Here is a 22,175-nt window from a genome sequence, read left to right on the forward strand (position 1 = left end):
CTGGGCCGTCTTGCGGCCCCTAAAGGTTCACGGGATATGCTTTCATTGCGCCAGAGGATTGCGTGGGCACTGGAAGAAGATCTGGGCCCGGGGGACGTGACGACCTTGGGGACCGTTCCCCAAGGGACATGGGGTGTGGCGCACATGGTGACGCGGGAACCCTGTGTGGTTTCCGGGACAGAAGTGGTGCGCCTGGTCTACGAACACTTGGACCCTACGGTGGAATGTGCCGTGAAAAAGGACGATGGCCATGCCGTGGATGCCGGAGCCACCTTGTGCACACTTCGAGGCCCCCTGCGGTCGATTCTGATGGGTGAGCGCACCGCCTTGAACCTGTTACAGCGCATGAGCGGCATTGCGACCCTGACGCGGCGCATGGTCCAGGAGGTTCGGGGGACAGGATGTGCCGTTTTGGATACGCGCAAGACCACGCCGCTGTGGAGGGACTTGGAAAAGGCGGCCGTGCGGCACGGAGGCGGCCGAAACCATCGTTTTGGTTTATTTGATGGTGTGCTCATTAAGGACAACCACATTGCCGCAGCAGGGGGTCTTCGGCAGGCCGTAGAGCGTGTGCGTGCCCGTGCGCCGCACACGTTGCGTATCGAAGTGGAAGTGGATACCCTGGAGCAACTTCAAGAAGCGCTGCATGCTGGGGTGGAGGTGGTTCTGCTGGACAATTTCCCCCTGCATGACATTCGACAGGCGGTGGGCATGGCCCGGGGAAAGGCCCTTCTCGAAGTCTCCGGTGGAGTCACGCTGGAAAAAGTGCGTTCCATTGCCGAATGCGGCGTGGATTTTATCAGCGTCGGAGCCCTCACCCACTCAGCCCCCGCCATTGACATCGGCTTGGATATTCCTTCCTGAGACCCTCGTTCACGGGGGAAACAAAACCGTTCGAATGCTCTGGGCTGTTCGGCGAGCTTCCCCAAGAACATGAGAAACATCCAAGGTTTGCACCGTGCCGTCACGAACGATGGGAACGCCGTCGACCCAGACATGGCGCACATCCGAGGATCGTGCCGCGTAGACCAGGTGCGAAACGGGATCATAAAGGGGGGTGAGGTGCGCCTGGTTGATATCAACAGCCACGAGATCCGCTCGTTTCCCCACTTCCAGACTGCCGGTGACCCCCCCCAAACCGAGGGCGCATGCTCCCTGTCGCGTAGCCATCAACAACACCTCGCGCGCGGAACACACTGTGGGATCGCCGCAGACTGCTTTATGGATTTTGGCGGCCAGACTCATTTCCGAAAAGAGATCCAGATCATTGTTGCTGGCGCATCCGTCGGTGCCCAGCCCGACCGTGATGCCTGCTTGCCGCATGGCCGGTAGGGAAGCAATGCCGGAAGCCAGTTTGAGGTTGCTTTCCAGGTTGTGGGAGACGGCGGCCCGAGTTTGAGCCAGGGTGCGCAGGTCGTCCTCATTGACCCAGACGGCATGGACGCACAGCGTTCTTTCATCAAGGATGCCCAACTTTTCCAGGTGACGCACGGGGCTTCGGCCGTATCGCGACTGAATTTCTTGGGTTTCCCAAAGCGTTTCTGAAACATGGATCTGGAAAAGCAAACCATGGTCTCGGCACAGGGCCTTTGCCCATCGCAGGGTTTCAGGAGTGCAGGTGTACGTGGCGTGGCAGAAAAGAGAAGGGACCAGCCGGGACGGCCTGCGGGAAAAGCTTTCGAGGAAAGCGGCCGCCCGATCGGCCGCCTGGGCCGGGTCGGGCACGTCCGGCGTTGGACAACTCAGAACTCCCTGACCCAACACAGCACGCATGCCGATATGTTCCGCCGCATCCGCTGCTGATTCTTCAAAGAAATAACCGTCACAAAAGGTCGTTGTGCCGCCGAGAATCATTTCCACGCAAGACAAAAGGGTGCCAAGGCGCACAAATTCCGGCCCCACGAATCGGGATTCCGCAGGAAAGATGCGCTCACGCAACCAGCGGTCCAAGGGGAGATCATCGCCCACGCCTCGAAAAAGACTCATGGCGCCATGGACATGGGTGTTCACCAAGCCGGGAAGAAGCATATGGCCGTGAAGCGTCCACGTCTCTTTCGCCTCGTAGCGCTGTTCCACGTCGCGGCATGGACCGACCGCGGCGATGGTTCCCTGGTGAACGGCGACGGCGCCGGGGCTGAACACCTGAAAGGATGGATCGCACGTGAGGACGTGATCCGCTCGCGTCAGAAGCGTATCGACGACAAGTTTTTCGTTGGCGTGCATGGAAGCTCTCATGGGCGTAAAGTTCGAGCAATGGCCCGCACTTCGGCCAAGACCCGTTCCAGGTCGATGGTGGTCAGGGTTCGGTTTTCCATGACCACCTTTCCGCCAATGATCGTGTGCTGCACGTCGGAGGCTTTGGCCGCGTACAAGAGATGGCTTACCGGGTCGTAGACGGGCGTCAGGTGCGGCGCGGAAAAATCCACTACGATAAGGTCTGCGGCAAAACCCGGGTGGATTTGCCCGATCGTCTCCTTCAGACCCAATGCTTCAGCGCCGGCTCGCGTGGCCATGTGCAGGACGGTGGCCGGCTTCATGACCGTAGGGTCCGAAGCCACAGCCTTGTGGATCTTGGCGCAAGTGGCCATTTCCCCAAAGAGATCCAGGTTATTGTTGCTGGCGCAGCCGTCCGTGCCTAGGGCAACGGCGACCCCCCGTTGCAGCAGTAGGGGTACGGGGGCGAATCCCGAGGCCAATTTGAGATTGCTTTCGGGATTATGGGCCACATGCACGCCGTGTTCCGCCAGAAGGTCCATGTCCCTTTCGTCCAGGTCGACGCAATGGGCGGCAATGAGGCGCTCATGCAGCACGCCCAGCGCCGCCAGATGGGCCACGGGGCGGCGGCCGTAACGGGCCATGATCTGTTGCACCTCCGAGGCATTTTCCGAAAGATGCGTGACCATGGGTACCTTGTATTGATGGGCCAGATCCAGACACCGGCGGTAGAGTTCTTCAGAACACGTGTAAGGGGCATGGGGTTCCACGGCCACGCGGATCAGGGGATCACCGCGCCAGTGCAGAATCAAGTCTTCGGTGAAGCGCAAGCCGTTTTCTACAGGGCCGTAGTGAGGCGAAGGAAAATCGTAGAGCACTTCGCCGACCAGGGCGCGCATGCCCGCCTCTTTGGCTGCCTGTGCCACCTTGTGTTCGAAAAGATACATGTCGCAAAAGGTGGTGGTGCCGGAAAGAATCATTTCTGCACAACCTAAAAGGGATCCCCAGTAGACCCAGGCCTCATTGAGCCGGCTTTCGGCGGGGAAAATGTGTTGGTGCAGCCAGTCCATGAGGGGAAGGTCATCGGCGAGGCCCCGAAAAAGGGTCATGGCTGCATGGGTGTGGGCATTGACGAGCCCGGGCAGCACAACACCTTGGCGGGCATCCAAAAGATGGTCGGGCGCAAAGCGGCGTTTCATCTCCGCGGTCGCTCCCAGGGCTTCGATGCGACCGTGGGTAACGGCGACGGCTCCATCGTCAAGAACCGTTCCATGATCATCCAGGGTCACGATGAGGCCATGGACGATGAGCAGATCACAGGGAGTCTTTTCCATCGTTTTCAGAGTCCTCAAGTGTGGTGGCGATGCGGGGCAAAGAGCGTTCCAAGAGGTGCATGAGTTTGGGGCCGGCGGCCGAAGCCGTTTCGATGACTTTTTCCAAGGGCACGGGCTCGTAACAGTCCGGGCGGTTGACGTTGGAGATGACGGAGATACCCACGACCTTCAGACCGGCATGCACGGCGGCGATGACTTCCATCACCGTGGACATGCCCACGGCATCCGCTCCGGCAGCGCGCAGGAATCGGGTTTCCGCCGCCGTTTCCATGCTCGGCCCAAGCACTCCCGCATAGACCCCTTCTCGCAACGGAAGGCCTGCCTTCAAAGCTTCTTTTCGAACAATATCCTGCAGCCTTCGACAATACGGTTCGGTCATGTCGGGGAACCGAGGACCCAAGGCGTCCACATTGGGACCCACCAGGGGATTTTGTCCCGTGAAGTTGATGTGGTCCGTGATCAGCATCAGATCGCCGGGCTCAAATCGTGGGTTTAACCCTCCGGCGGCGTTGGACACGATGAGGACCTTAATGCCTAGGCGTGCCATGAGTCGGACAGGAAAGGCAATCTGCACGGGGCTGTAGCCTTCGTACAGGTGAAAGCGTCCTTGAAGCACCATCACCTCCACGCCCGCCCATGTGCCCCAGAGGTAGCGTCCTTGGTGGCTTGGCACCGTAGAGATCGGATGATGGGGCACCGCCGTATAGAGCAGTTCTCCTTGAACGCTCATAGCGTCGGCCATGCCGCTCAGGCCCGTGCCCAGGACGAGCCCGCAGCGAGGATGCAAATCCATGGCGGACGCCACAACCTCATAGGCTTCATCAAGGTGAAGGGTGGTCCAAGAAGGCTCTCCCATCGATGTCTCCTCTTGCTTGTTTTATCAGGCGGCACCCGTCGTGGTTTCTCGCCTTTTTCGAAGCAGACGGCAAAGCATCAATTGACAGAAAGCCGCCTTTTTGTAAAGATCCGCCGACTTAAGTGCCATTGTTAAGACGCCTTTTTCCGACGAACCTTAGGTGCAAAGGTGTGCACGTGTCCGAGCTGATCTTAGTTTTGGGGCTGTTGGCGGGCGCGTATATGGCCTGGAATATCGGGGCCAACGATGTGGCCAACGGCATGGCTACCGCCGTGGGGGCCAAAGCCATCACAATGCGCCAAGCGGTGCTTTTGGGAGGTACTCTGGATTTTATTGGTGCCACTTTCGTGGGTTCTCATGTGACGACCACTATTCGGGAAAACATTTTGATAGCGGAAAAGATCACGCAAGATCCCCAAGTCATGATGTTGGGTATGCTGGCAGCCCTGCTTTCGGCGGCGTTTTGGGTCTTTTTCGCCACATGGAGCCAGTTTCCCGTTTCCACGACCCATTCCATTGTGGGGGCCCTTATCGGCTTTGGCATCGTTTCCGGAGGACTTCGAGCCATTGTCTGGGCAAAAATCACGGCCATCGTCGCCAGCTGGATTGTGTCGCCGATTCTTTCAGGGGTTCTTTCTTTTCTCATCTTTCATTTTGTTCGAAAAAGTATTTTGGCGCGGCGCAACGCCTGCGCGAGGGCTCTTCGCTGGAGCCCCCTTTTTGCCGGGGCGACGCTTTTCATCGTGGTGGCTTCGTTTCTCATGAAGACGCCTTTGGGCAAGAGGCTGCAGATCTCGGATTGGGACGCCCTGGGCATAGCCTTGAGCATCTCGGTCGTGCTCGGCCTGGTCGCTCAAGAATGGCTGGGCCGTACGATTCGGCGTTTCGATGAAGAGGGTGTGGAAGAGATCTTTCGCCGTTTTCAAGTGTTCACGTCGTGCTATGTGGCGTTGGCTCATGGCGCCAACGATGTAGCCAATGCCGTTGGACCTGTGGCCGGCATCTATGCGATTTACGCCACCCAGTCCGTGGCGACGACGACGCCCGTTCCCACGTGGCTTCTGGCCGGTGGAGGCCTCTTTATCGCCCTTGGCGTTTTCACGTGGGGATACCGAGTCATCGAAACCCTCGGCAGCCGAATCACGACCCTGACCAACACGCGAGGGTTTGCCGTGGATTTCGGCACGGCCACCTCCGTACTCTTGGCCTCAAAGATGGGCCTCCCTGTTTCCACCACCCATGCGGCGGTGGGCGCTGTTATCGGCGTGGGGCTTGGCGGCGGCTTGGCGGCGGTTGACTGCAAGGTTGTTTTTAAGATTATTATCTATTGGGTGATCACTTTGCCCCTGGCGGCCATACCGACCATGATGATTTTCAAGGCGCTGATGTGGATTTTTAACTAGATAAGGAGACCGGCAATGCGTTCGGCGTTTTTCTCCATCTTTCGTAAGTCTCCCTTTGAGAGTCTGTTGCGTCATGCGGAAATCATACGGGAGGTAGCGCCGCTTTTCAAAATGGCTTTTCTTTCCTACCTGGAGGAAGTGCCATCGGATTTTGAAAAATACCATAACCGCGTCACGTTGCTGGAAAGCGAAGGGGACGCTGTCAAGCGCAACATTCGAGGCCATCTGCCTCGATGGATCTTACTTCCCATGGATAAATTCCAATTGTTGTGGTATCTGCGAGAACAGGACAAGATTTTGGATTCGGCGCAGGATTCCCTGCACTGGCTCTCTTATCGGTACACGCACATTCCCGATGAATTTGTGGATGACTTTTGTTGATGGTGGACAAGATCACCAGTGTGCTTAAATCGGTGCATCCCATGGTGGCTGCGGCCGAAAGCTACTTTCAAAGTTTTTCTGAAAATTATCGGGCCATGGTCAAGAACACCATCAAGCAAATCCGTGAATATGAATTTGAATCGGACCAGGTGGAACGCAAGCTTCTTGCGGATTTTCTCAATTATCCCTTTGATCATGCCACCTCGGCCTTTCATTTGGTACGCCTCGTGGAATACATGGGAAACATCTCCAACCATGCGCAAAACGCCGGAGACATGATGCGGGCCATGATTGCCCGTTAGGTTCGTTCGTGCCATGACCGCTTCACCGTTTTGTGAAAAGCCCTTGGAACGCTGCGCGCCTTCTGAGGGCTTTTTGCACAGGTCCTCGACTCCATTCACGATGCCCCTTCGCCTGTCCTATCCAGACGATTTGCCCATTACAGAAAAAAAGGACGCTGTTGTTGACGCCCTGTGCCGGCATCGCGTTGTGGTGGTCACGGGGGATACCGGATCGGGCAAGAGCACGCAGCTGCCGAAGATGTGCCTGGAAGCGGGCCTGGGCCGACGTCGGCTCATCGGCATCACCCAGCCGAGGCGCATTGCGGCCGTGACGCTGGCCCGTCGCGTGGCTCAAGAGCTTCAAGAGCCTCTCGGCGGCCTGGTGGGCTACAAGATTCGTTTTCAGGAAAAGCTCTCAAGCGTGACGCGGATCAAGTTCATGACGGACGGGATTCTTCTGGCGGAAGCCCAAGCGGATCGATATTTCAAAGCCTACGATGTGGTGATTGTGGATGAAGCCCACGAACGCAGCCTCAACATCGATTTTCTTCTCGGCCTGTTGCGCAAGGCCATGGCGCGCCATTCGGACCTCAAGGTGATCATCACATCGGCGACCATCGACCCGGAAAGCTTTTCCAAAGCCTTTGACAACGCACCCGTGATCGAAGTGACGGGTCGGACCTATCCCGTGGAGATTTGCTACCGGCCTCCTGACCCGATGGCGCAGGAAGACAGCACGGCGGTGGATCTGGCGGTGGAGGCTGTCGGGGATCTGCGAAAGGAAGGACGTCGCGGGGATATTCTGGTGTTCATGCCCACGGAAAACGATATTCGCGAGGCATGCGCGCGTTTACAGGAGGTGCACGGATCCACGGCCGCGGTTTTGCCCCTTTACGGAAGGCTTGCGGGTGCGGATCAGGAAAAGGTCTTTCAGCCGATTGCACAGGATAAGATCGTTGTCGCCACCAATGTGGCGGAGACTTCGGTGACCATTCCTGGAATCCGTTATGTGGTGGATACGGGTCTTGCCCGCTTAGGCATGTATAATCCACGAAGCCGCACCCAAGGACTGCCGGTGGTGCCCATATCCCAAGCCAGTGCCGATCAAAGAGCGGGGCGCTGCGGCCGCACGGGACCCGGCCTGTGCGTGCGGCTCTACGCGGAAGAAGACTACATAAGCCGCCACAAATATACCCCTCCGGAAATCCTTCGATCCAACCTGGCTGAAGTCATCCTGAAGATGCTGGCCTGGCGTTTTGGGGACGTTCGATCCTTTCCCTTTCTCAATCCACCCTCTGCCGCCGCCATCAAGGATGGGTTTGCCGTTCTCATGGAACTGGGCGCTGTGGATCGCCATCACCGCCTCACGGATCTGGGACGGCTCATGGCCCGTTTTCCACTGGATCCGCGCATGGCTCGCATGCTTCTGCAGGCGGAAAAGGAAGGGGCTTTGGAAGAAGTGACCGTTTTGTGCGCCGCCTTGAGTATTCAAGACCCGAGGGAAAGGCCTTTTGAGCAGCAGCAACAGGCGGATCACATCCATGCACGGTTTCGGGATCCCCGTTCTGATTTTCTGACACTGCTTAACATTTGGAAGGCCTACGAACAAAAGCGACGAGAGGGGGCGTCCCAGTCTCAGTTGCGTGCCTTTTGTCGAGAGCATTTTCTAGCGTACCGTCGCATGCGCGAATGGGCGCAGTTGGTGGATGAAATCCAGGGCATTTTGGAAGAGGTCGGGATTCGCAAAGGAACAGGCGATGACAGGGCGCCGGCTTCCTACGAAGCCATTCACCGCAGTGTGGTCTGCGGTTATTTGAGCCACGTGGGACTGAAAAAGGAAAGAAATATTTACGTGGGGGCCAAAGGCCGCCAGATGATGCTCTTTCCCGGCTCAAGCCTTTTCAACAAGGGCGTGGATTGGATCGTCGCGGCGGAAATCGTTCAAACAAGCCGTCTTTTCGCGCGCATGGCCGCTACCATTGAACCTGCGTGGCTGGAGGATTTGGGACGACATTTGATCAAATCCCATGTGTCGTCGCCCCACTGGGAAAAGAAAAGCGGCCGTGTGGTCGCCTACGAGAGGGTGACCCTCTATGGGCTACCCATTGTGGACAAAAGGCCTGTGGATTACGGACGGTACGACGCCGCAGAAGCCCGCCGCATTTTTATTCGTTCCGCCCTTGTGGAAGGCGAGGTGCCCAAGCCCTACGGCTTTTACGAACACAATGCAAAGCTGCGTCAAAGGCTGGAAAATGTGGAAGACAAGCTGCGTCGGCGAGGCATGCTCATTGATGACGAGGACGTTTTCGCCTTTTACGATCAAAGAATCCCCATGTTGTCCGATATTCGCTCCTTTGACAAGTGGTTGAAAACCCAGGGGGGTGACGGCATCCTGTGGATGAAGGAAGAAGATCTCCTTCGGAAGGGCACAGGCCCGTGGGGACTCGCGGAATACCCGGATACACTGGATCTGAAAGAGTGTCGTTTGCCCCTGCGTTACAGCTTTTGTCCGGGAGAAGAGGCGGACGGCGTCACGGTCACCGTTCCCATTCATGTTTTGACACGTCTTCGACCGGACGACTTTGAATGGCTGGTTCCTGGGTTTCTTGAAGAAAAGATTTTTGTGCTGCTCAAGAACCTGCCGAAAACTCTTCGACGTCAACTGGCCCCTGTGTCGGAAACGGCAAGAAAAGTCTTTCTTCATCTTTCTTGGGGACAGGGCGATTTTTATAGCGCTTTGGAGCAGGCCGTCCTGGACCTGACGGGTCTCCATGTCCCTCGGCCCCTATGGACGCGGGACCTTCTTCCCGATCACCTGCGCATGCGTTTTGAAGTGGTGGGCGAGGACGGATCTGTGCTGCAGGCGGGCCGAGACTTGGCGCAGCTGCAACAGCAGACCCTTCAAGTGCATCACGATGCCGTGTGGGACAAAGCGCGCCGTCAGTGGGAACGCTCCGGCTTGACTTCCTGGGATTTTGGGCCTATTCCAGAAAAAATCGAATTGGGACGAGACGCCTACGGTGTCATGCGCTGCGCCTATCCTGGGCTTCAAGCGGAAGGGACCACCGTGTCTATTCGTCTCTTTGCTGATGCGCACTCAGCCCAAGAGGCCACTCGAGACGGGCTGCTTGTCCTGTACCAGCATGCCTTTGCTCCTTTGTTGAGAGGGCTTCGCAAGGAATGGGTCCTGGCCCCATCGGGCGCGCGCTGTGGATCCACGCCGTCGCTGTTGCCTTTGAGCGCCGTTCATTTTCTCGGCCATCTGGGCGAAGCGGAAAAACAAGCGCATCTCTACATGCTTCGAGAGCTTTTCGACCTTCACGACCCGCAGCCCGTGGACGAAGAAAAATACCGGCAAAAGATTCGGGATCTTCCGGCCCAGGTGGGGAGTCGCTCGAGGCAGTTGTGGGCTGAGATCCTTGCGGTGCTCCGGGCCCGCGCGGAGGTCAGCGAGACGCTGGAGAAATTTCGCTCCAAAAGCGCGGCCACGCCCATGGCCTTGGAACGATTGCAGGCTGTGGAACAGGAATTGACGGCATTGGTCCCTACGGATTTTTTGCATCGTTATCGCAGCGGAGTGATGCGGGAATTGCCGAGGTACCTTCGAGGGTTGGCCCTGAGGGCCGAAAGGGCTTACGTGGCTCCGGAAAAGGATCGACAGAAATGGGCCGAAGTGGCTCCCTTTGTGGCACGTTACGAGAGGGCGCACCAAAGCCTTGCGCCGGACGCGCCGGCCCAGGTTCGCGAGTTCCTTGACGCGATGCGTTGGATGATAGAAGAATACAAGCTCAGTGTTTTCGCGCCGGAAGTGAAAAGACCTTACGTGGTCTCGGCCGGGCGTTTGGAAAAGAAATGGGCCGAATACGAAGCCCTGACAGGTTTGAAGCCATGAAAACCTCTGCCGCCAAAGGCGATGTGGATGCAATCCTGGCACATCCGGATCTCTTGCAAGACCGCATCCTTCAACGCTTGGCTCCATGCCATTTCGAGGATTCGTGCGCCGAGGCCTTTTGGAAGCAACTGAAAACCTCTTCCAGCGTCCTTGTGCTTCTGGGCTGCGGTCTGGACAAAAATGGATGTAAAGACGAGCCCTGCTTGATTCTCAACCGCCGTTCCCGGCGCGTTCGCCAGAGCGGGGACCTATGCTGCCCCGGTGGCACCGTGGAACGGCGAATGGATCCTCTGCTGGCCAGGGCACTTTCCTTGCCGGGATTGCCTCTGGCTCGATGGCCCCACTGGGCGGCGATGCGCCGCCACTGCCCTCGGACGGCTCGCCTGCTCGCCCTGCTGCTGGCCACGGGTTTACGAGAAAGCTGGGAGGAGATGCGACTCAACCCCCTTGGTGTCCGATTTCTTGGAGCCTTGCCGGCAGAAAGGTTGCGTTTGTTTGTTCGCGTCATTCACCCATTGGTGGGGTGGATTGGTCGGCCCCAGCGTTTCGTGCCCAACTGGGAAGTGGAGCGCATCGTCAGCATCCCGCTGCGCCAACTTCTGAATCCCGGGCATTACTACCGCTACAGGTTGTATGTGGATCCGGAAGTCCAGGAAACGGTGGACCCTCCGACACAGGATTTTTCATGCTTTTTGTATCAGGACGGCGCTCACGTGGAAGTCCTCTGGGGAGCCACGTTTCGCATTATCACCCTTTTTCTTGCCAAAGTCTTTGACTTCTCGCCTCCGGACGTTTCCACACGACCCGTCGTTCCAGGCATTCTCGATGCCGCGTATCTCAACGGCACCAAGGGATAAAGGTTTTGGCCGAGAAGGCCTTTTGGGGATCGTTTTCGTTCCATAGAGAAGCCCTGCATGGCGCGATAAGGCGTCGCGGCTTGCAGCGCCGCCACAAGATGCTTGTTGGACAGCCGACCGCCAATCCACGGGGCGCACGCATGCGGTCCATCCCTTGGACCGCACGATCCGGCACACTCGCCAAGCAAGGCCTTTCCGAATGGACTTTGAAAGCCCTGCGCCTAGGTCCCTTCAAAATTTCTTGAGGATGTTTTCAAGGCGGCCATCAAATGGCGCACAAAGACATTGACCATGGCCCAGATGGTATCCAAAGCGTGAAGGTGCTTGGTGATGGAAGCATCGAAACGAAGCGCGAGGGAGGCTCGGAATTCGTCATCTCCGTGCCAATAGATGCACTGAACGGGGATGCGGGGCAACACGACGAAGGCAAAGCCCATATCGCCGAAGGCCACGGGAACACCTCCAAGGGCCGCGCACGCTTCGGCCAATCGAGGCGGGGCGTCGGCCATGCGACGCACCACGGCATCCAAAGGCAAAGCGTGAGGGCCGGTGAAGAACTGGTGTCCCGAAGGGATTTCTTTTTCGCTGATCCACCGGCCCGAGAGAGGAAGATCCTGGGCTTCCAGAAGATAGTGCAGCAGCACGAGTCCGGTTTGAAAGTCCACTGTGGGCCGGGCCAGTCCTTCTTGTGGCAAAATAACTTTTTGCGCAGGCGCGCAGGTGTATGCTCCGGCAAGGAAAGGAATGCGGTAGGATTGATGCGAAGCATGCCAGGTGACAGCGGCCCGTCGGCACACATCCTGAGGGTCACGGCGCGCCAGCTGGTCCCACAAGGAAGGATCCAGTTCCTCTATGGACTCGTAGAGCTTGGGTGCGCTAAGGGACTCCAGGACGGAGGCCACAAGCTTTCGCGCTGCGCTCAGATACCGGGCCGGCACGAGCATCTGTCCCCAGCCGCGCTGGGGCACGAACAGGCCGTCGTAGGCCGTTTCCACGAAAGAACGGACGAGATAGGGCACCCCGTTTTTTTCCAACACGTCCGAAAGCACATCCGCCTCAAAACGGTTGGCCAGAGTGTAAAGGAAAACCCAAGAAGACTCGGACGAGAACTCCATCAGCGCACAACCTTCGGGCAGTCGTCCAGGGAACTTTCCCTTCGAAAAACCTTGGCGGCAAAGGCCAGGCAGGTGGGCACACCGCACCGCCCGCAATTGGTCTTGGGAAGAAGGTGGTAAATATCCAGAACAGTCTTCGTAGGGCGAGTCTGGAAGGTCGGCGTGATCCTTTCTCGATTTCGACGGATGTCTTCAATTTTTTGAAAATAGCGATCACACCACTCCATGGCGTCCTCGGGGCCCGTGACGTCTGTGATGGTGATCATGTCGGCGTAAATACCCACGATATGCCCTTGATCCATCACGTTCACCACGCCGCTGCCGTGAATATAGGTGGCATTGGGAAGAACGGCGGCGCAGTAAGGCAGAAGATCTTCAATGGATTCTTGGAGATCCATGATGACATTATAGTGGTCGGATTGGGGCATGCACTCAATGTTTACCAAACGGTATCGATACGGTCGTTCGAACTGTTCATGGTGCGCCGACTTGCTCATGGGCGTGACTCCCGCCGTGCTCGCATCACCGTTTCATAGGCCCATTGAATCTCCTGGAACTTTTCCTTGGCCAGCTGTTGCAATTCCTCACCCAGGTGGTTCACTTTGTCGGGATGATATTGAGCGGCCTTTCGATGATAGGCTTTCTTGATACTTTCCAGGTCGGCTTCCGGGGAAACACCGAGGATATCATAGGGATTCTTTCCATTGGACGTGTTCCGATGCTGGGTGTCTTCGGTTCTTGGCCCACGTTCGTATGCTGTGCGTCGGCTTTGCGCGTTCGTATCTTGGGAGGATGTCTTTGCGTCGCTACGGGTTCCTTGACGCAGGAAGAAATAGTACACCAGGCCCAGCAGCACAAGGTCATCCGCCCATCCGGGTCCCAGCACAAAATCGGGAAAGAGATCCGTGGGCACAAGCAAATAGATCAACCAGGCGAACAAAGGCCAAAACTTCTGCATCTGGGCACCTCGGTTGTCCCTTAGCCAAAGAAATGTCTCATGCCTTGAAGGGCACGGGGGGCATGGGACGGAGCGGTGATGGGGCCGGCGGCGCCGGGGCTGAGACCCGCTTTGCGCAAAAGCAGTTCCCAATCTTCATCCACCATGCGTTGAATTTCCTCCAGATCGGCATCCGTCAGATGCTTGAAACGGCCTTGAAGTTTAAAATATTCGCGCACCAGGTAGCCTTTGGGCATGTAGTTGATGGTGTAGCGCACGCCGTTTTCCACTTCGTAAAGGGGAAAGATATTGGTTTGAACGGCCATTCTGGCGATCCTGACGGCCAATTCCGAGGGCAGGCGCCAGCCCGTGGGGCATGACGCGTAGATGTGCAGAAAACGGGATCCTCGAATGCCTTTGGCTTTGTGCACCTTGCGCATCAAATCCTCGGGAAAGGCGATGCTGGCCGTGGCCGCATAGGGAATGCGGTGGGCCACCAGGGCTTCCACGATGTTTTTCTTACGCAGCTTTTTCCATTCCTGCCCAGGTGTGGTGGTGGTCCAGGCCCCGTAGGGCGTAGAGGAACTGCGCTGAACTCCTGTGTTCATGTACGCTTCATTGTCGTAACACACATAGATGAAATCCTCGTTGCGCTCCACCGCTCCGCTCAAGGCCTGAAACCCGATGTCAAAGGTCCCGCCGTCTCCAGCCCAAGTCACCACGGTGGTCTCCCGATCGCCTTGAATATCCAAGGCGGCGCGCACACCGCTGGCAACGGCTCCTCCGGTTTCAAAGGCCGTGTGGAGCACCGGGACCTTGAGAGTCGACTGAGGGTAGGGGCCGGCGATGATGGACCAGCAGCACGCCGGGATGACCATAATGGTCTTTTCACCCAAGGCCTTCAGGAGGAACCGCATGGCTATAGCCGCCCCGCATCCCGGGCATCCTACGTGGCCCGAGCACATGTACTCACGCTCCGAAACATTGGATTCCATGGCAAGACTCCTTTACGATGCAACATTTCCTCATGCCGCCGGCGCAGGGTGCTGCAGACCCATCCACACACTTTCCGATTCGGGATGGGCGCTGGTTTTGGTGCGCCAATAGATCTCTTCCAAGAGATCGGGCGTTACGTCACGGCCGCCGAGCCCGGCCACGTAGCCAAAGACCAAGGGTCTTTTGGATTCATTGCACAAGGCGGCCCGGATTTCCTGCGCAAAGATCCCCGAAGCTCCAAAGGAAAAGTTTCGGTCGATGACCGCGAGCTTTCGAGCTTTCGCGGTCCATTGTTTGACCAGAGCGTAGGGGAAGGGCCGAAAGAGGCGCATTTTCAAAAGCCCAACCTTTTCTCCGTCCCGGCGAAGCTTGTCCACCACCAAGCGACATGTGCTGGTGATGGTCCCTGAGGTCACAAAAATAATTTCCGCATCCTCACAGTGCACGCCTTCCACAGCGCCGTAGCCTCTTCCAAGCAAGGAAAGGTATTCCGTGTCGATCTTCAGAAGCGCATCGAGCGCCGATTCCATGGCATCTTGCAGGTCCCGGCGCATTTCCATGTAAACGTTGGGCGGCGACAACTGATTGAACGCGGCAGGCTCACGAATGTTCAATTGAAAAGCCGGACGAAAAGGCGGCAGAAATCGATCCACATCGCGGGGATCGGGAATGTCCACCGGTTCGTAAGTGTGGGACAAAAAGAAAGCATCCAGAACAACCATGACCGGCAAAAACACCGTTTCGGCCAACTTGTAGGCCTGAATGGTGGAATCCAGGGCTTCCTGAGCGTCTTCGCAGTAGATCTGAATCCAGCCCGTGTCCCTTTGCGCCAGGCTGTCGGTTTGATCCGTCCAAATGTTCCATCCCGGCGCCAAAGCACGATTGACCTCCGCCATGACGATGGGAAGTCGCGCACCCGATGCCCAGTGTAGCAGTTCGTGCATGAGCGCCAGACCTTGGGATGATGTGGCCGTAAAGGTACGCGCGCCCACGGAAGCTGCGCCGATGAGCGCCGCCATGGCCGAATGTTCACTTTCCACGCGTAAAAACTTGGCTTTCAAGGAGCCGTCGGAACAGAATTCCGAAAGCATTTCCACAATGTGGGTCTGCGGCGTGATGGGATACGCCGAGATGACCTGAACGCGGCAGAGTCGAACGGCTTCGGAGACGGCATGGCTGCCTTCCACCACTTTTTTCATGGGCGGCCTCCCGTTTCGTTTTCCACTAAAGACATGGCGTTTCGAGGGCACTCCACCACGCAGACGCCGCATCCCTTGCAGTAGTCCAGATTGATGTGGCGCCCTTGCGCCGAAGCGTCTTTACAGACGGCAAGATCCGGGCAGTAAAGCCGGCAATTGTCACACTGATTGCAAAGGCCGCAATTGAAGCAGCGCTCGGCCTCACGAATGGCCAGGGCTGCCGAGATCTTGAGATCGATTTCCCCAAAGCCCTGCAGCCTCTCTTCCTTGAGCAGCCTGGGTTGCACAAGGCGAGGGCTGTAGAGGAAATAGTCCGTGTTGATTTCGTGAAAGCTGACCACATGAGGATTTCGACGACAACGGTTTCCGCCAAGATAGATTTCCATGGAGAGCGACGGTCCTGGTCCGACGCGGCACCGCGCCAAACCGTCGAATACGGCGTCCCAGCCTGTGCGCAAGCCCACATCCAAAGCCATAGCCGCCTCTTTGCCCGAGCCGATGGCATGGGCCACGGATTTGCTTTGCGCTGCCAGATCACCGCCGTAGGCCACCAGTGTCCCGTCGCGGTGGCGTACCAGAACGCTGTTGGCCAGGCGCAACACCTGGGAACCGTCCTCCATGGGCGGATGCAGCCACGTTTCTTCGGGTACATTGCCCAAAGCCATAAAAATCTTTGTGACCACAAGGTGCCCGGTTCGTCCCGATATGGGGCGCACCTCGGCACGCCCTTTTTCTTCGGCGACCACTTCCATTTGTTGCAGCGTCAACAGAAGCCCTTGGGGATGCTGAGAAATTTCCAAAGGCGCCCACAGTTCCATGAGCTCCACGCCTTCTTCCAGAGCCATATCCACTTCGTGAGCAAAGGCCGGCATGTCTTGGCGGCGCCTTCGGTAGACCATGACGGGCCGGGCCCCGAGCCTTACAGCACATCGGGCCACATCGACGGCAGTGTTGCCGCCCCCGATCACCGCCACGGTTCCCGACAAAGACGGCAAATGTCCCGAGCGCACCTTTTCCAGAAAGGGTAGACCCTGTTCCACCCCAGGCAGATTCTCGCCGGGAATCCCCGCCGCGACATTTCCATAGTGACCGCAGCCGAGAAAAACCGCGGCGTAGCGTTCCGGCAGCATCTTGAGAAAATCCGGGGACAGCTTTCGATCACAATGAAGCTGCACACCCAGGGAACGAATCATCTCCACTTCCCGCTTCAGCACCGATACAGGCAGCCGATAGGGGGGGATCCCCCATCGAAGCACACCTCCGGGTTCGGGTCGCGCTTCAAAAACGTCGCAGGAATAACCCAATCGGGCGAGAAAATAAGCAGCGGCCAGGCCGCTGGGACCCGCGCCCACCACGGCCACTCTTGCCCTTGGCACAGATGGAGCGGTCCAGAGCTCAGGATGCAGCCCGTAGCGCATGGCCGTATCGGCCACAAACCGCTCCACCGTGTGAATGGCGATGGATTCGTCAAAGGGCCCGCGGTTGCAGCGGGTTTCGCAGGGATGAAAACAGACGCGGCCGCACACGCCGGGCAGGGGATTTTCCTGAAGAATCGTTTCCCAGGCTTCCTTAAAGAGTCCTTGAGCGACGAGCATTTCCACTCGAGCGATGTCTTCTCCGGCCGGACAAGCCGCACTGCAGGGCGCCGTTTTTTCATCGTAGCGCGGCTGAAGAAATCGCCACGATCCCGTCTTGTTGCTTTCCGTAGTGGTTTTCGAGCGTGGAATAAAAGGTAGCGATACCTGGGACTTGGACGGATTTCTCATAAGGACCTCTCCTCGTGCCGCCGTCATGAAGCGGTGGGTGGACAGATGGCCAGAGGCGCACCATGAGCCGTACGATCCGGTTTGAACTCGCCAAAAATCACGGCATCATAGGCTTCACGGGCTGCGGCGATGTTGTTTTCGGGCTTCACGGGAATTTCTTCTTCTATGGCATGGATCACCGCTTCCAGAGGCGGTTCTCCGAGAACCCGCGCGAAGGCCCCTATCATGGCCGTATTCACAATGGGATGCGTGCGCGTGCCCAGGGAATGCTTCAAAGCAATGCGCGTGGCATCCACTGTGGCGATGCGAAAGGACGCAAAAGAAGGCGGCATATCCATCCCTTTTGTCCCATTGATCAGAATCCATCCCCCCGGCTTCAACCCTCGCGTGATATCCACAGCCGTGATCAAGGATGGATCCATCACCACCACGTGATCCGGCGTGTAGACGTTGGTTCGAATCAAAATTTTGGTCTTATCCAAGCGCAGGTAAGCTTCGACGGGCGCACCCCGCCTCTCGACACCGAACAGAGGAAAGCTCTGCACAAAGTAGCCGGCCTGAAAAAAAGCCCTGGCCATAAGGATGGAAGCCACCACCGTCCCCTGACCGCCACGACCATGAAATCGCACTTCGACCATTGTCGCCATCCTTTTTCGCGCCTAAGGGCGGCTCCACACCACCACCACGGCTCTGGCCGTGCCTTCGCCCACGCACCGAAAGCTGTGACTGACATCGGAATCAAAATAGATGCTGTCCCCGGGTTCCAGAATCTCCACGCGATCCGGCGTGCGAAATTCCAGGCGCCCTTCCATGAGGTAAACAAACTCCTCGCCCTCATGGCTTACAAACACCATGTCCTCTGTGGGCATGGCCGGAAATTCCACTAGGAACGGCTCCATGTGCTTGTCCGGCCTCCTATTCTCAAGCGACTCATAAATGTAAGTCACTTCCCCAGCCATGTGATGCGGCCGTTTTGCCAATCGCTTGCGGTCTTCTTTGCGTGTGAGGGAAATTTTGACACCTTCGGGCTGGTCTTCAAAGAAATAGGCCAGGCCAACCTGAAAGGTTTTGGCCAGCTTAAGCAGGGTAGCCACAGGGGGAACGAGGGCGCCGCTCTCGATGTTGGCAAGCATCTGAGCGTCAAGGCCTGTGCGTGCTGAGAGGTCTTGAAGGGTCAGACGGAATTTGTCTCGGAGTTCCCTCAGCTTGCGTCCCAGCTTGAGATCCTTCAGTTCATGACTTTCATCCTCGTGGGTTGGCATGATCCAGCCTCCTTCTTCCATAGCGTTGCGTAACGGTCCGCAGCCTTGCGAAGCTCACTGTCCTTTGGCTCCTGGCCCTGGGAGAGCCTTTAGAATGGAATGTAACTGAGAGAGCGTAGATCATCAACGCCAGCTAGCGATGCACGCACCATGGAAAGCGGCCATGAAGGGACGCCGTCGGACGGAAAGGAAAAACGGAAAGGACCAGCGGAAAGGGCATGGCGTGGTTTTCAAATTCGCCAAGCCCTTCCGCCTTTGAAAAGCCCCGCTAAAACTTGCGGTGAATAATGGCTTTTTTCAACTGCGCGATGGCCTCAGTCGGGTTCAATTGCTTGGGACACGCCTCTACGCAATTCAAGATGGTGTGGCAGCGCCAGGCGCCGTCCCGGTCGTTGATGATTTCCAGGCGCTCGTCGGCCCCCTCGTCCCGCGAGTCGGCGATAAAGCGCCAGGCTTTCAGCAGCGCCGCAGGTCCCAGGTACTGAGGATCCGCCCAGAAACTGGGGCAGGAAGTGCTGCAGCAGGCACAGAGAATACATTCATAGAGCCCGTCCAGTTTCTTGCGATCTTCGGGGCTTTGGAGTCTTTCTCGGTCCGATGGGGGCGGCGTTTTGGTGATCAGGTAGGGTTTCACGAGGTAGTATTTGGCGTAAAAGTCGGTGAAATCCACCACCAAATCCTTGATCACAGGCATAGACGGCAGGGGCTGCACCACGATGGGTTCTTTCAGCGCTTCGATGTGCGTGATGCAGGCCAACATATTGACTCCGTTAATATTCAGCCCGTCGGAACCGCACACGCCTTCCCGGCAGGACCGGCGATAAGCCAGGGTGCCGTCTTGCTCCCAGCGGATTTGGTTGAGGCCGTCCAAAACCATCATACCGGGGCGGCGCAGCTCGACGCGGTAATCCTTATAATAAGGTCGGCGGTCTTTTTCCGGGTCATATCGAAAGATTGAGAAGGTCACTGTCTTCGCCATTCCATGCACCTCTTCTGAGAGAAAATCTTTTCCATGGCTGGAGGCCGGAACCCCAACTTAATAGACGCGCTCCTTAGGTTCAAAGGTTGGTACGGTTAGGGGTTTCATGCGCACGGGCTTATAGTCCAGGGTGATGTTACCGTCTTCGTCCATGGTGGCCAAAGTGTGTTTGAGCCAGTGGGCATCATCGCGCTTGGGAAAGTCGTCGCGGTAATGTGCGCCCCGACTTTCTTGACGGGCCAGAGCCCCTTCCACGATGGCCTTGGAAAAATCCAGCATATGTCCCAGTTCCAGTGTTTCAATAAGGTCCAGGTTAAAGGTCAAGCCCTTGTCGGCGATGCCCACCTTCTTGAAACGTTCGCACAGCTTCTTGAGAATCCCTTTCTGGGCGGACAAGGTTTCCTCGGTGCGAAAAACGCCGCAGTTGAAATCCATGGTCTCCTTCAGTTCATTCCAGATGGGGCCCATGCGCTCCGAACCGTTGCCGTTGAGAAGGTTTATGACCTCTTCGATGCCTTTGTGGCCGGCATTTTCCGGAAGAGGCACATGTTCGGGAAGCGACTGGGCAAAGGCCGCCATGCGCTGTCCCCCCACCTTGCCAAAGACCATAATGTCCAGAAGGGAGTTGGATCCCAGTCGATTGGCGCCGTGCACCGAGGCGCAGGCCGCCTCTCCGGCGGCATAAAAGCCCTTCACGGGTTCTTCAAGTTTTTCCATGTTGCCGATGACCACTTCCGCAAAACGATTGGTGGGAATGCCCCCCATGGAATAGTGTGCCGTGGGTGTGACGGGAATGGGTTCCTTGGTGCAGTCCACGTGCGCGAAGACGTAGGCCAGTTCCCAGATGCCAGGGAGCCGTTCGTGGATGAGTTCCGCGCCGATGTGATCCAATTTGAGCAAAATATAGTCGCCTTTAGGGCCACATCCACGCCCTTGGCGCATCTCTTCCGCCATGGCTCGGGACACCACATCCCGGGAGGCCAGATCCCACACCGTGGGGGCGTAGCGCTTCATGAAACGTTCGCCATCTTTGTTGAGCAGATAGCCGCCTTCGCCGCGCACGCCTTCGGTGATGAGGTTGCCGACGCCGTAAATGCCCGTGGGATGAAATTGGACAAATTCCAGATCTTCCACGGGCAAGCCCGCCCGCAGCGTCAAAGAAAGACCGTCCCCCGTGTTGATGTGGGCGTTGGAGTTGGTCTTGTAGACGCGAATGTAACCTCCCGTGGCGAACAACGTGGCCTTGGCATGAAAGATATGAAAGCCGCCGTTGGCGATATCCCAGGCCAAGACGCCCACCACGTGGCCTTCGTTCATGAGCAGTTCCAGGGCAAAGAATTCATTGTAAAAAATGACCTGGTTTTTCACACACTGTTCATAAAGCGTGTGCAGCATGGCATGGCCGGTGCGGTCCGCCGCCGCGCAGGTGCGGCAAATGGCTTCCTTGCCGAAGTATTTGGTATGGCCGCCGAAACGGCGCTGAAAGATCTTGCCGTCCTGCAGCCGGCTGAAGGGCATACCCATGTGTTCTAGTTCGATGACCACTTCCGGAGCCATGCGGCACATAAGTTCAATGGCGTCTTGGTCGCCCAGGTAATCGCTTCCCTTGATGGTGTCAAACATGTGCCAAACCCAATCGTCAGGTTCCACATTGCTCAAGGAAGCCGCTACGCCTCCTTGGGCTGCCACCGTGTGGGATCGCGTGGGAAACACCTGACTGATCACCGCCGTGTTGACGGACTTGGAAGCCTCCAGGGCCGCTCGAAGCCCCGCACCCCCGGCGCCCACGATCAATGCATCGTGCTTATGGACTGTGACGGGAATATCTTTCATGATGATGTTCGCTCCTTTGTCGCTAGGCTTGCACTTTGAGAGTGACGATGGTGAGGATGCCCAGCCCGAAAAATCCGATGGCCACAACCCACAAAGCCCCCACGAGCACCGCTCGAATACCCGGCGCGTGCACGTAATCGTCGATGATCATTTTGAACCCGTTCATGGCGTGATAGACGGCGAAAACCAAAAAGGCGATGTCCAGGGCCTTCCATGCTGGAGATACCATGCGCGCCATGACCTTTTGGTATGTGACAGGGCCTTGGGTGGCGTAATGCAAGACCCAGAAGTGGAGGAACAAGGTGATGAGCAGAGCCACTCCGGATACGCGCTGAAAGAACCAATCAAAGGCTCCGGACCGACCGGATCCGAAAGACTTTCCTAACATGCTGCCCTCCTTTGCTTACAGGCCCAAGGCCAGCCGAAGCATGGGAACGGCTCCGGCGGCGACCAACACGGCGGACACCGCCAAAACGGCATAGACCGCCTTGCGCATGATCTGTCGATGGGCCAGGTTGCCGTAGTCAATGAAAACCACACGCAAACCGTTCAACCCATGATAGACCACCGTCGCCAGTAGGCCGATTTCAAGCAGGTGAAAGAGCGGCGACTGCACGACGACCATCACCTCGTTAAAGGCTTCCTCCCCTTGAGCCAGGTGATGGATCACCCAGATGTGCAGAAACAGGTAAAGGCTCAAAAGGATGCCCGTGGCTCGGTGCAGGATCCAGGCCAGGTAGCCCGAATGCATCTTGTAGCGGACCTTGGGTTGAAAGACGACCTTTTTCATGAAAAAACCTCCTCGTCTGAACGGAAGAATTGCCCTCCTCGCCCTCAAGGCTTGGAACATTCGTCGCGTTATTCCGAAGG

General features: G+C 57.3%; 21 protein-coding genes. 6 read left to right on the forward strand and 15 right to left on the reverse strand.

The genetic code is table 11. The features are described from left to right. The first annotated feature begins 36 nt into the window (after positions 1-36). The gene (gene nadC / locus ACUVSA_RS03055; RefSeq protein ID WP_445893746.1) at positions 37-864 is read left to right on the forward strand and encodes a carboxylating nicotinate-nucleotide diphosphorylase; all 828 of its coding nucleotides are present in this window, start codon (positions 37-39) and stop codon (positions 862-864) included. 9 nt (positions 865-873) lie between these two features. On the opposite strand, the gene ACUVSA_RS03060 is transcribed toward nadC, so the two are convergent. Genes ACUVSA_RS03060 through ACUVSA_RS03070 form a run of 3 tightly spaced genes read right to left on the reverse strand, consistent with a single transcriptional unit; the run spans position 874 to position 4,404 of the window. Continuing rightward, a complete protein-coding gene (locus tag ACUVSA_RS03060; protein ID WP_445893747.1) occupies positions 874-2,223 on the reverse strand; it encodes an amidohydrolase family protein in 1,350 nt (449 codons plus the stop codon). 8 nt (positions 2,224-2,231) lie between these two features. Further along, positions 2,232-3,548, reverse strand: a complete 1,317-nt coding sequence (locus tag ACUVSA_RS03065) for an amidohydrolase family protein (RefSeq protein WP_445893748.1) — start codon at positions 3,546-3,548, stop codon at positions 2,232-2,234. Then, the gene (locus ACUVSA_RS03070) at positions 3,529-4,404 is read right to left on the reverse strand and encodes a purine-nucleoside phosphorylase (protein ID WP_445890960.1); all 876 of its coding nucleotides are present in this window, start codon (positions 4,402-4,404) and stop codon (positions 3,529-3,531) included. Before ACUVSA_RS03070 ends, ACUVSA_RS03065 begins: the two co-directional genes overlap by 20 nt. A 176-nt stretch (positions 4,405-4,580) precedes the next feature. Between ACUVSA_RS03070 and ACUVSA_RS03075 the strand changes: the two genes are divergently transcribed. The 5 genes from ACUVSA_RS03075 (at position 4,581) to ACUVSA_RS03095 (ending at position 11,218) form a co-directional block, all read left to right on the forward strand. Continuing rightward, positions 4,581-5,807 carry an inorganic phosphate transporter gene (locus ACUVSA_RS03075; RefSeq protein ID WP_445893749.1) on the forward strand — a complete coding sequence of 409 codons (1,227 nt, stop codon included), beginning with the start codon at positions 4,581-4,583 and terminating at the stop codon, positions 5,805-5,807. A 15-nt stretch (positions 5,808-5,822) separates the two neighbouring features. After that, entirely contained in the window at positions 5,823-6,188 is a 366-nt protein-coding gene (locus ACUVSA_RS03080; RefSeq protein ID WP_445893750.1) for a DUF47 domain-containing protein, read from the forward strand. Further along, entirely contained in the window at positions 6,188-6,490 is a 303-nt protein-coding gene (locus ACUVSA_RS03085) for a DUF47 family protein (RefSeq protein WP_445893751.1), read from the forward strand. The genes ACUVSA_RS03080 and ACUVSA_RS03085 overlap by 1 nt, the downstream gene beginning before the upstream one ends. 100 nt (positions 6,491-6,590) lie before the next feature. Further along, positions 6,591-10,361, forward strand: coding sequence for an ATP-dependent RNA helicase HrpA (gene hrpA, locus ACUVSA_RS03090; RefSeq protein WP_445893752.1), 3,771 nt, complete (start codon positions 6,591-6,593; stop codon positions 10,359-10,361). Next, a complete protein-coding gene (locus ACUVSA_RS03095; protein WP_445893753.1) occupies positions 10,358-11,218 on the forward strand; it encodes a hypothetical protein in 861 nt (286 codons plus the stop codon). The genes hrpA and ACUVSA_RS03095 overlap by 4 nt, the downstream gene beginning before the upstream one ends. A 221-nt stretch (positions 11,219-11,439) precedes the next feature. On the opposite strand, the gene ACUVSA_RS03100 is transcribed toward ACUVSA_RS03095, so the two are convergent. The 12 genes from ACUVSA_RS03100 to sdhC all read right to left on the reverse strand — a co-directional run bounded on the left by ACUVSA_RS03100 (position 11,440) and on the right by sdhC (position 22,095). Continuing rightward, a complete protein-coding gene (locus tag ACUVSA_RS03100; protein ID WP_445893754.1) occupies positions 11,440-12,333 on the reverse strand; it encodes a DUF3786 domain-containing protein in 894 nt (297 codons plus the stop codon). After that, positions 12,333-12,830 carry a (Fe-S)-binding protein gene (locus ACUVSA_RS03105; RefSeq protein WP_445893755.1) on the reverse strand — a complete coding sequence of 166 codons (498 nt, stop codon included), beginning with the start codon at positions 12,828-12,830 and terminating at the stop codon, positions 12,333-12,335. The genes ACUVSA_RS03100 and ACUVSA_RS03105 overlap by 1 nt, the downstream gene beginning before the upstream one ends. Then, on the reverse strand, positions 12,827-13,291 hold the full coding sequence (locus ACUVSA_RS03110) for a DnaJ domain-containing protein (RefSeq protein ID WP_445891706.1): 465 nt from the start codon (positions 13,289-13,291) through the stop codon (positions 12,827-12,829). The genes ACUVSA_RS03105 and ACUVSA_RS03110 overlap by 4 nt, the downstream gene beginning before the upstream one ends. Before the next feature lie 20 nt (positions 13,292-13,311). Beyond that, positions 13,312-14,265, reverse strand: a complete 954-nt coding sequence (locus tag ACUVSA_RS03115) for a 3-methyl-2-oxobutanoate dehydrogenase subunit beta (protein WP_445893756.1) — start codon at positions 14,263-14,265, stop codon at positions 13,312-13,314. Between the two features lie 30 nt (positions 14,266-14,295). Beyond that, complete coding sequence (locus tag ACUVSA_RS03120) at positions 14,296-15,465, reverse strand: transketolase C-terminal domain-containing protein (protein ID WP_445891704.1); 1,170 nt, start codon at positions 15,463-15,465, stop codon at positions 14,296-14,298. Next, on the reverse strand, positions 15,462-17,231 hold the full coding sequence (locus ACUVSA_RS03125; protein ID WP_445893757.1) for an FAD-dependent oxidoreductase: 1,770 nt from the start codon (positions 17,229-17,231) through the stop codon (positions 15,462-15,464). The genes ACUVSA_RS03120 and ACUVSA_RS03125 overlap by 4 nt, the downstream gene beginning before the upstream one ends. 23 nt (positions 17,232-17,254) lie before the next feature. Continuing rightward, positions 17,255-17,869 (reverse strand): 2-oxoacid:acceptor oxidoreductase family protein, encoded by a 615-nt coding sequence (locus ACUVSA_RS03130; RefSeq protein ID WP_445893758.1) that lies wholly within the window; start codon positions 17,867-17,869, stop codon positions 17,255-17,257. Between the two features lie 21 nt (positions 17,870-17,890). Then, positions 17,891-18,493 (reverse strand): helix-turn-helix domain-containing protein, encoded by a 603-nt coding sequence (locus tag ACUVSA_RS03135; protein ID WP_445893759.1) that lies wholly within the window; start codon positions 18,491-18,493, stop codon positions 17,891-17,893. A 268-nt stretch (positions 18,494-18,761) separates the two neighbouring features. Further along, a complete protein-coding gene (locus ACUVSA_RS03140; protein WP_445891700.1) occupies positions 18,762-19,472 on the reverse strand; it encodes a succinate dehydrogenase iron-sulfur subunit in 711 nt (236 codons plus the stop codon). 57 nt (positions 19,473-19,529) lie between these two features. Next, positions 19,530-21,296 (reverse strand): succinate dehydrogenase flavoprotein subunit, encoded by a 1,767-nt coding sequence (gene sdhA / locus ACUVSA_RS03145; RefSeq protein WP_445891713.1) that lies wholly within the window; start codon positions 21,294-21,296, stop codon positions 19,530-19,532. 31 nt (positions 21,297-21,327) lie between these two features. Continuing rightward, complete coding sequence (gene sdhD / locus ACUVSA_RS03150) at positions 21,328-21,693, reverse strand: succinate dehydrogenase, hydrophobic membrane anchor protein (protein ID WP_445891699.1); 366 nt, start codon at positions 21,691-21,693, stop codon at positions 21,328-21,330. A 15-nt stretch (positions 21,694-21,708) separates the two neighbouring features. Then, the gene (gene sdhC, locus ACUVSA_RS03155; protein ID WP_445893760.1) at positions 21,709-22,095 is read right to left on the reverse strand and encodes a succinate dehydrogenase, cytochrome b556 subunit; all 387 of its coding nucleotides are present in this window, start codon (positions 22,093-22,095) and stop codon (positions 21,709-21,711) included. Positions 22,096-22,175 lie beyond the last annotated feature (80 nt).

The organism is Desulfosoma sp. (assembly GCF_052743555.1).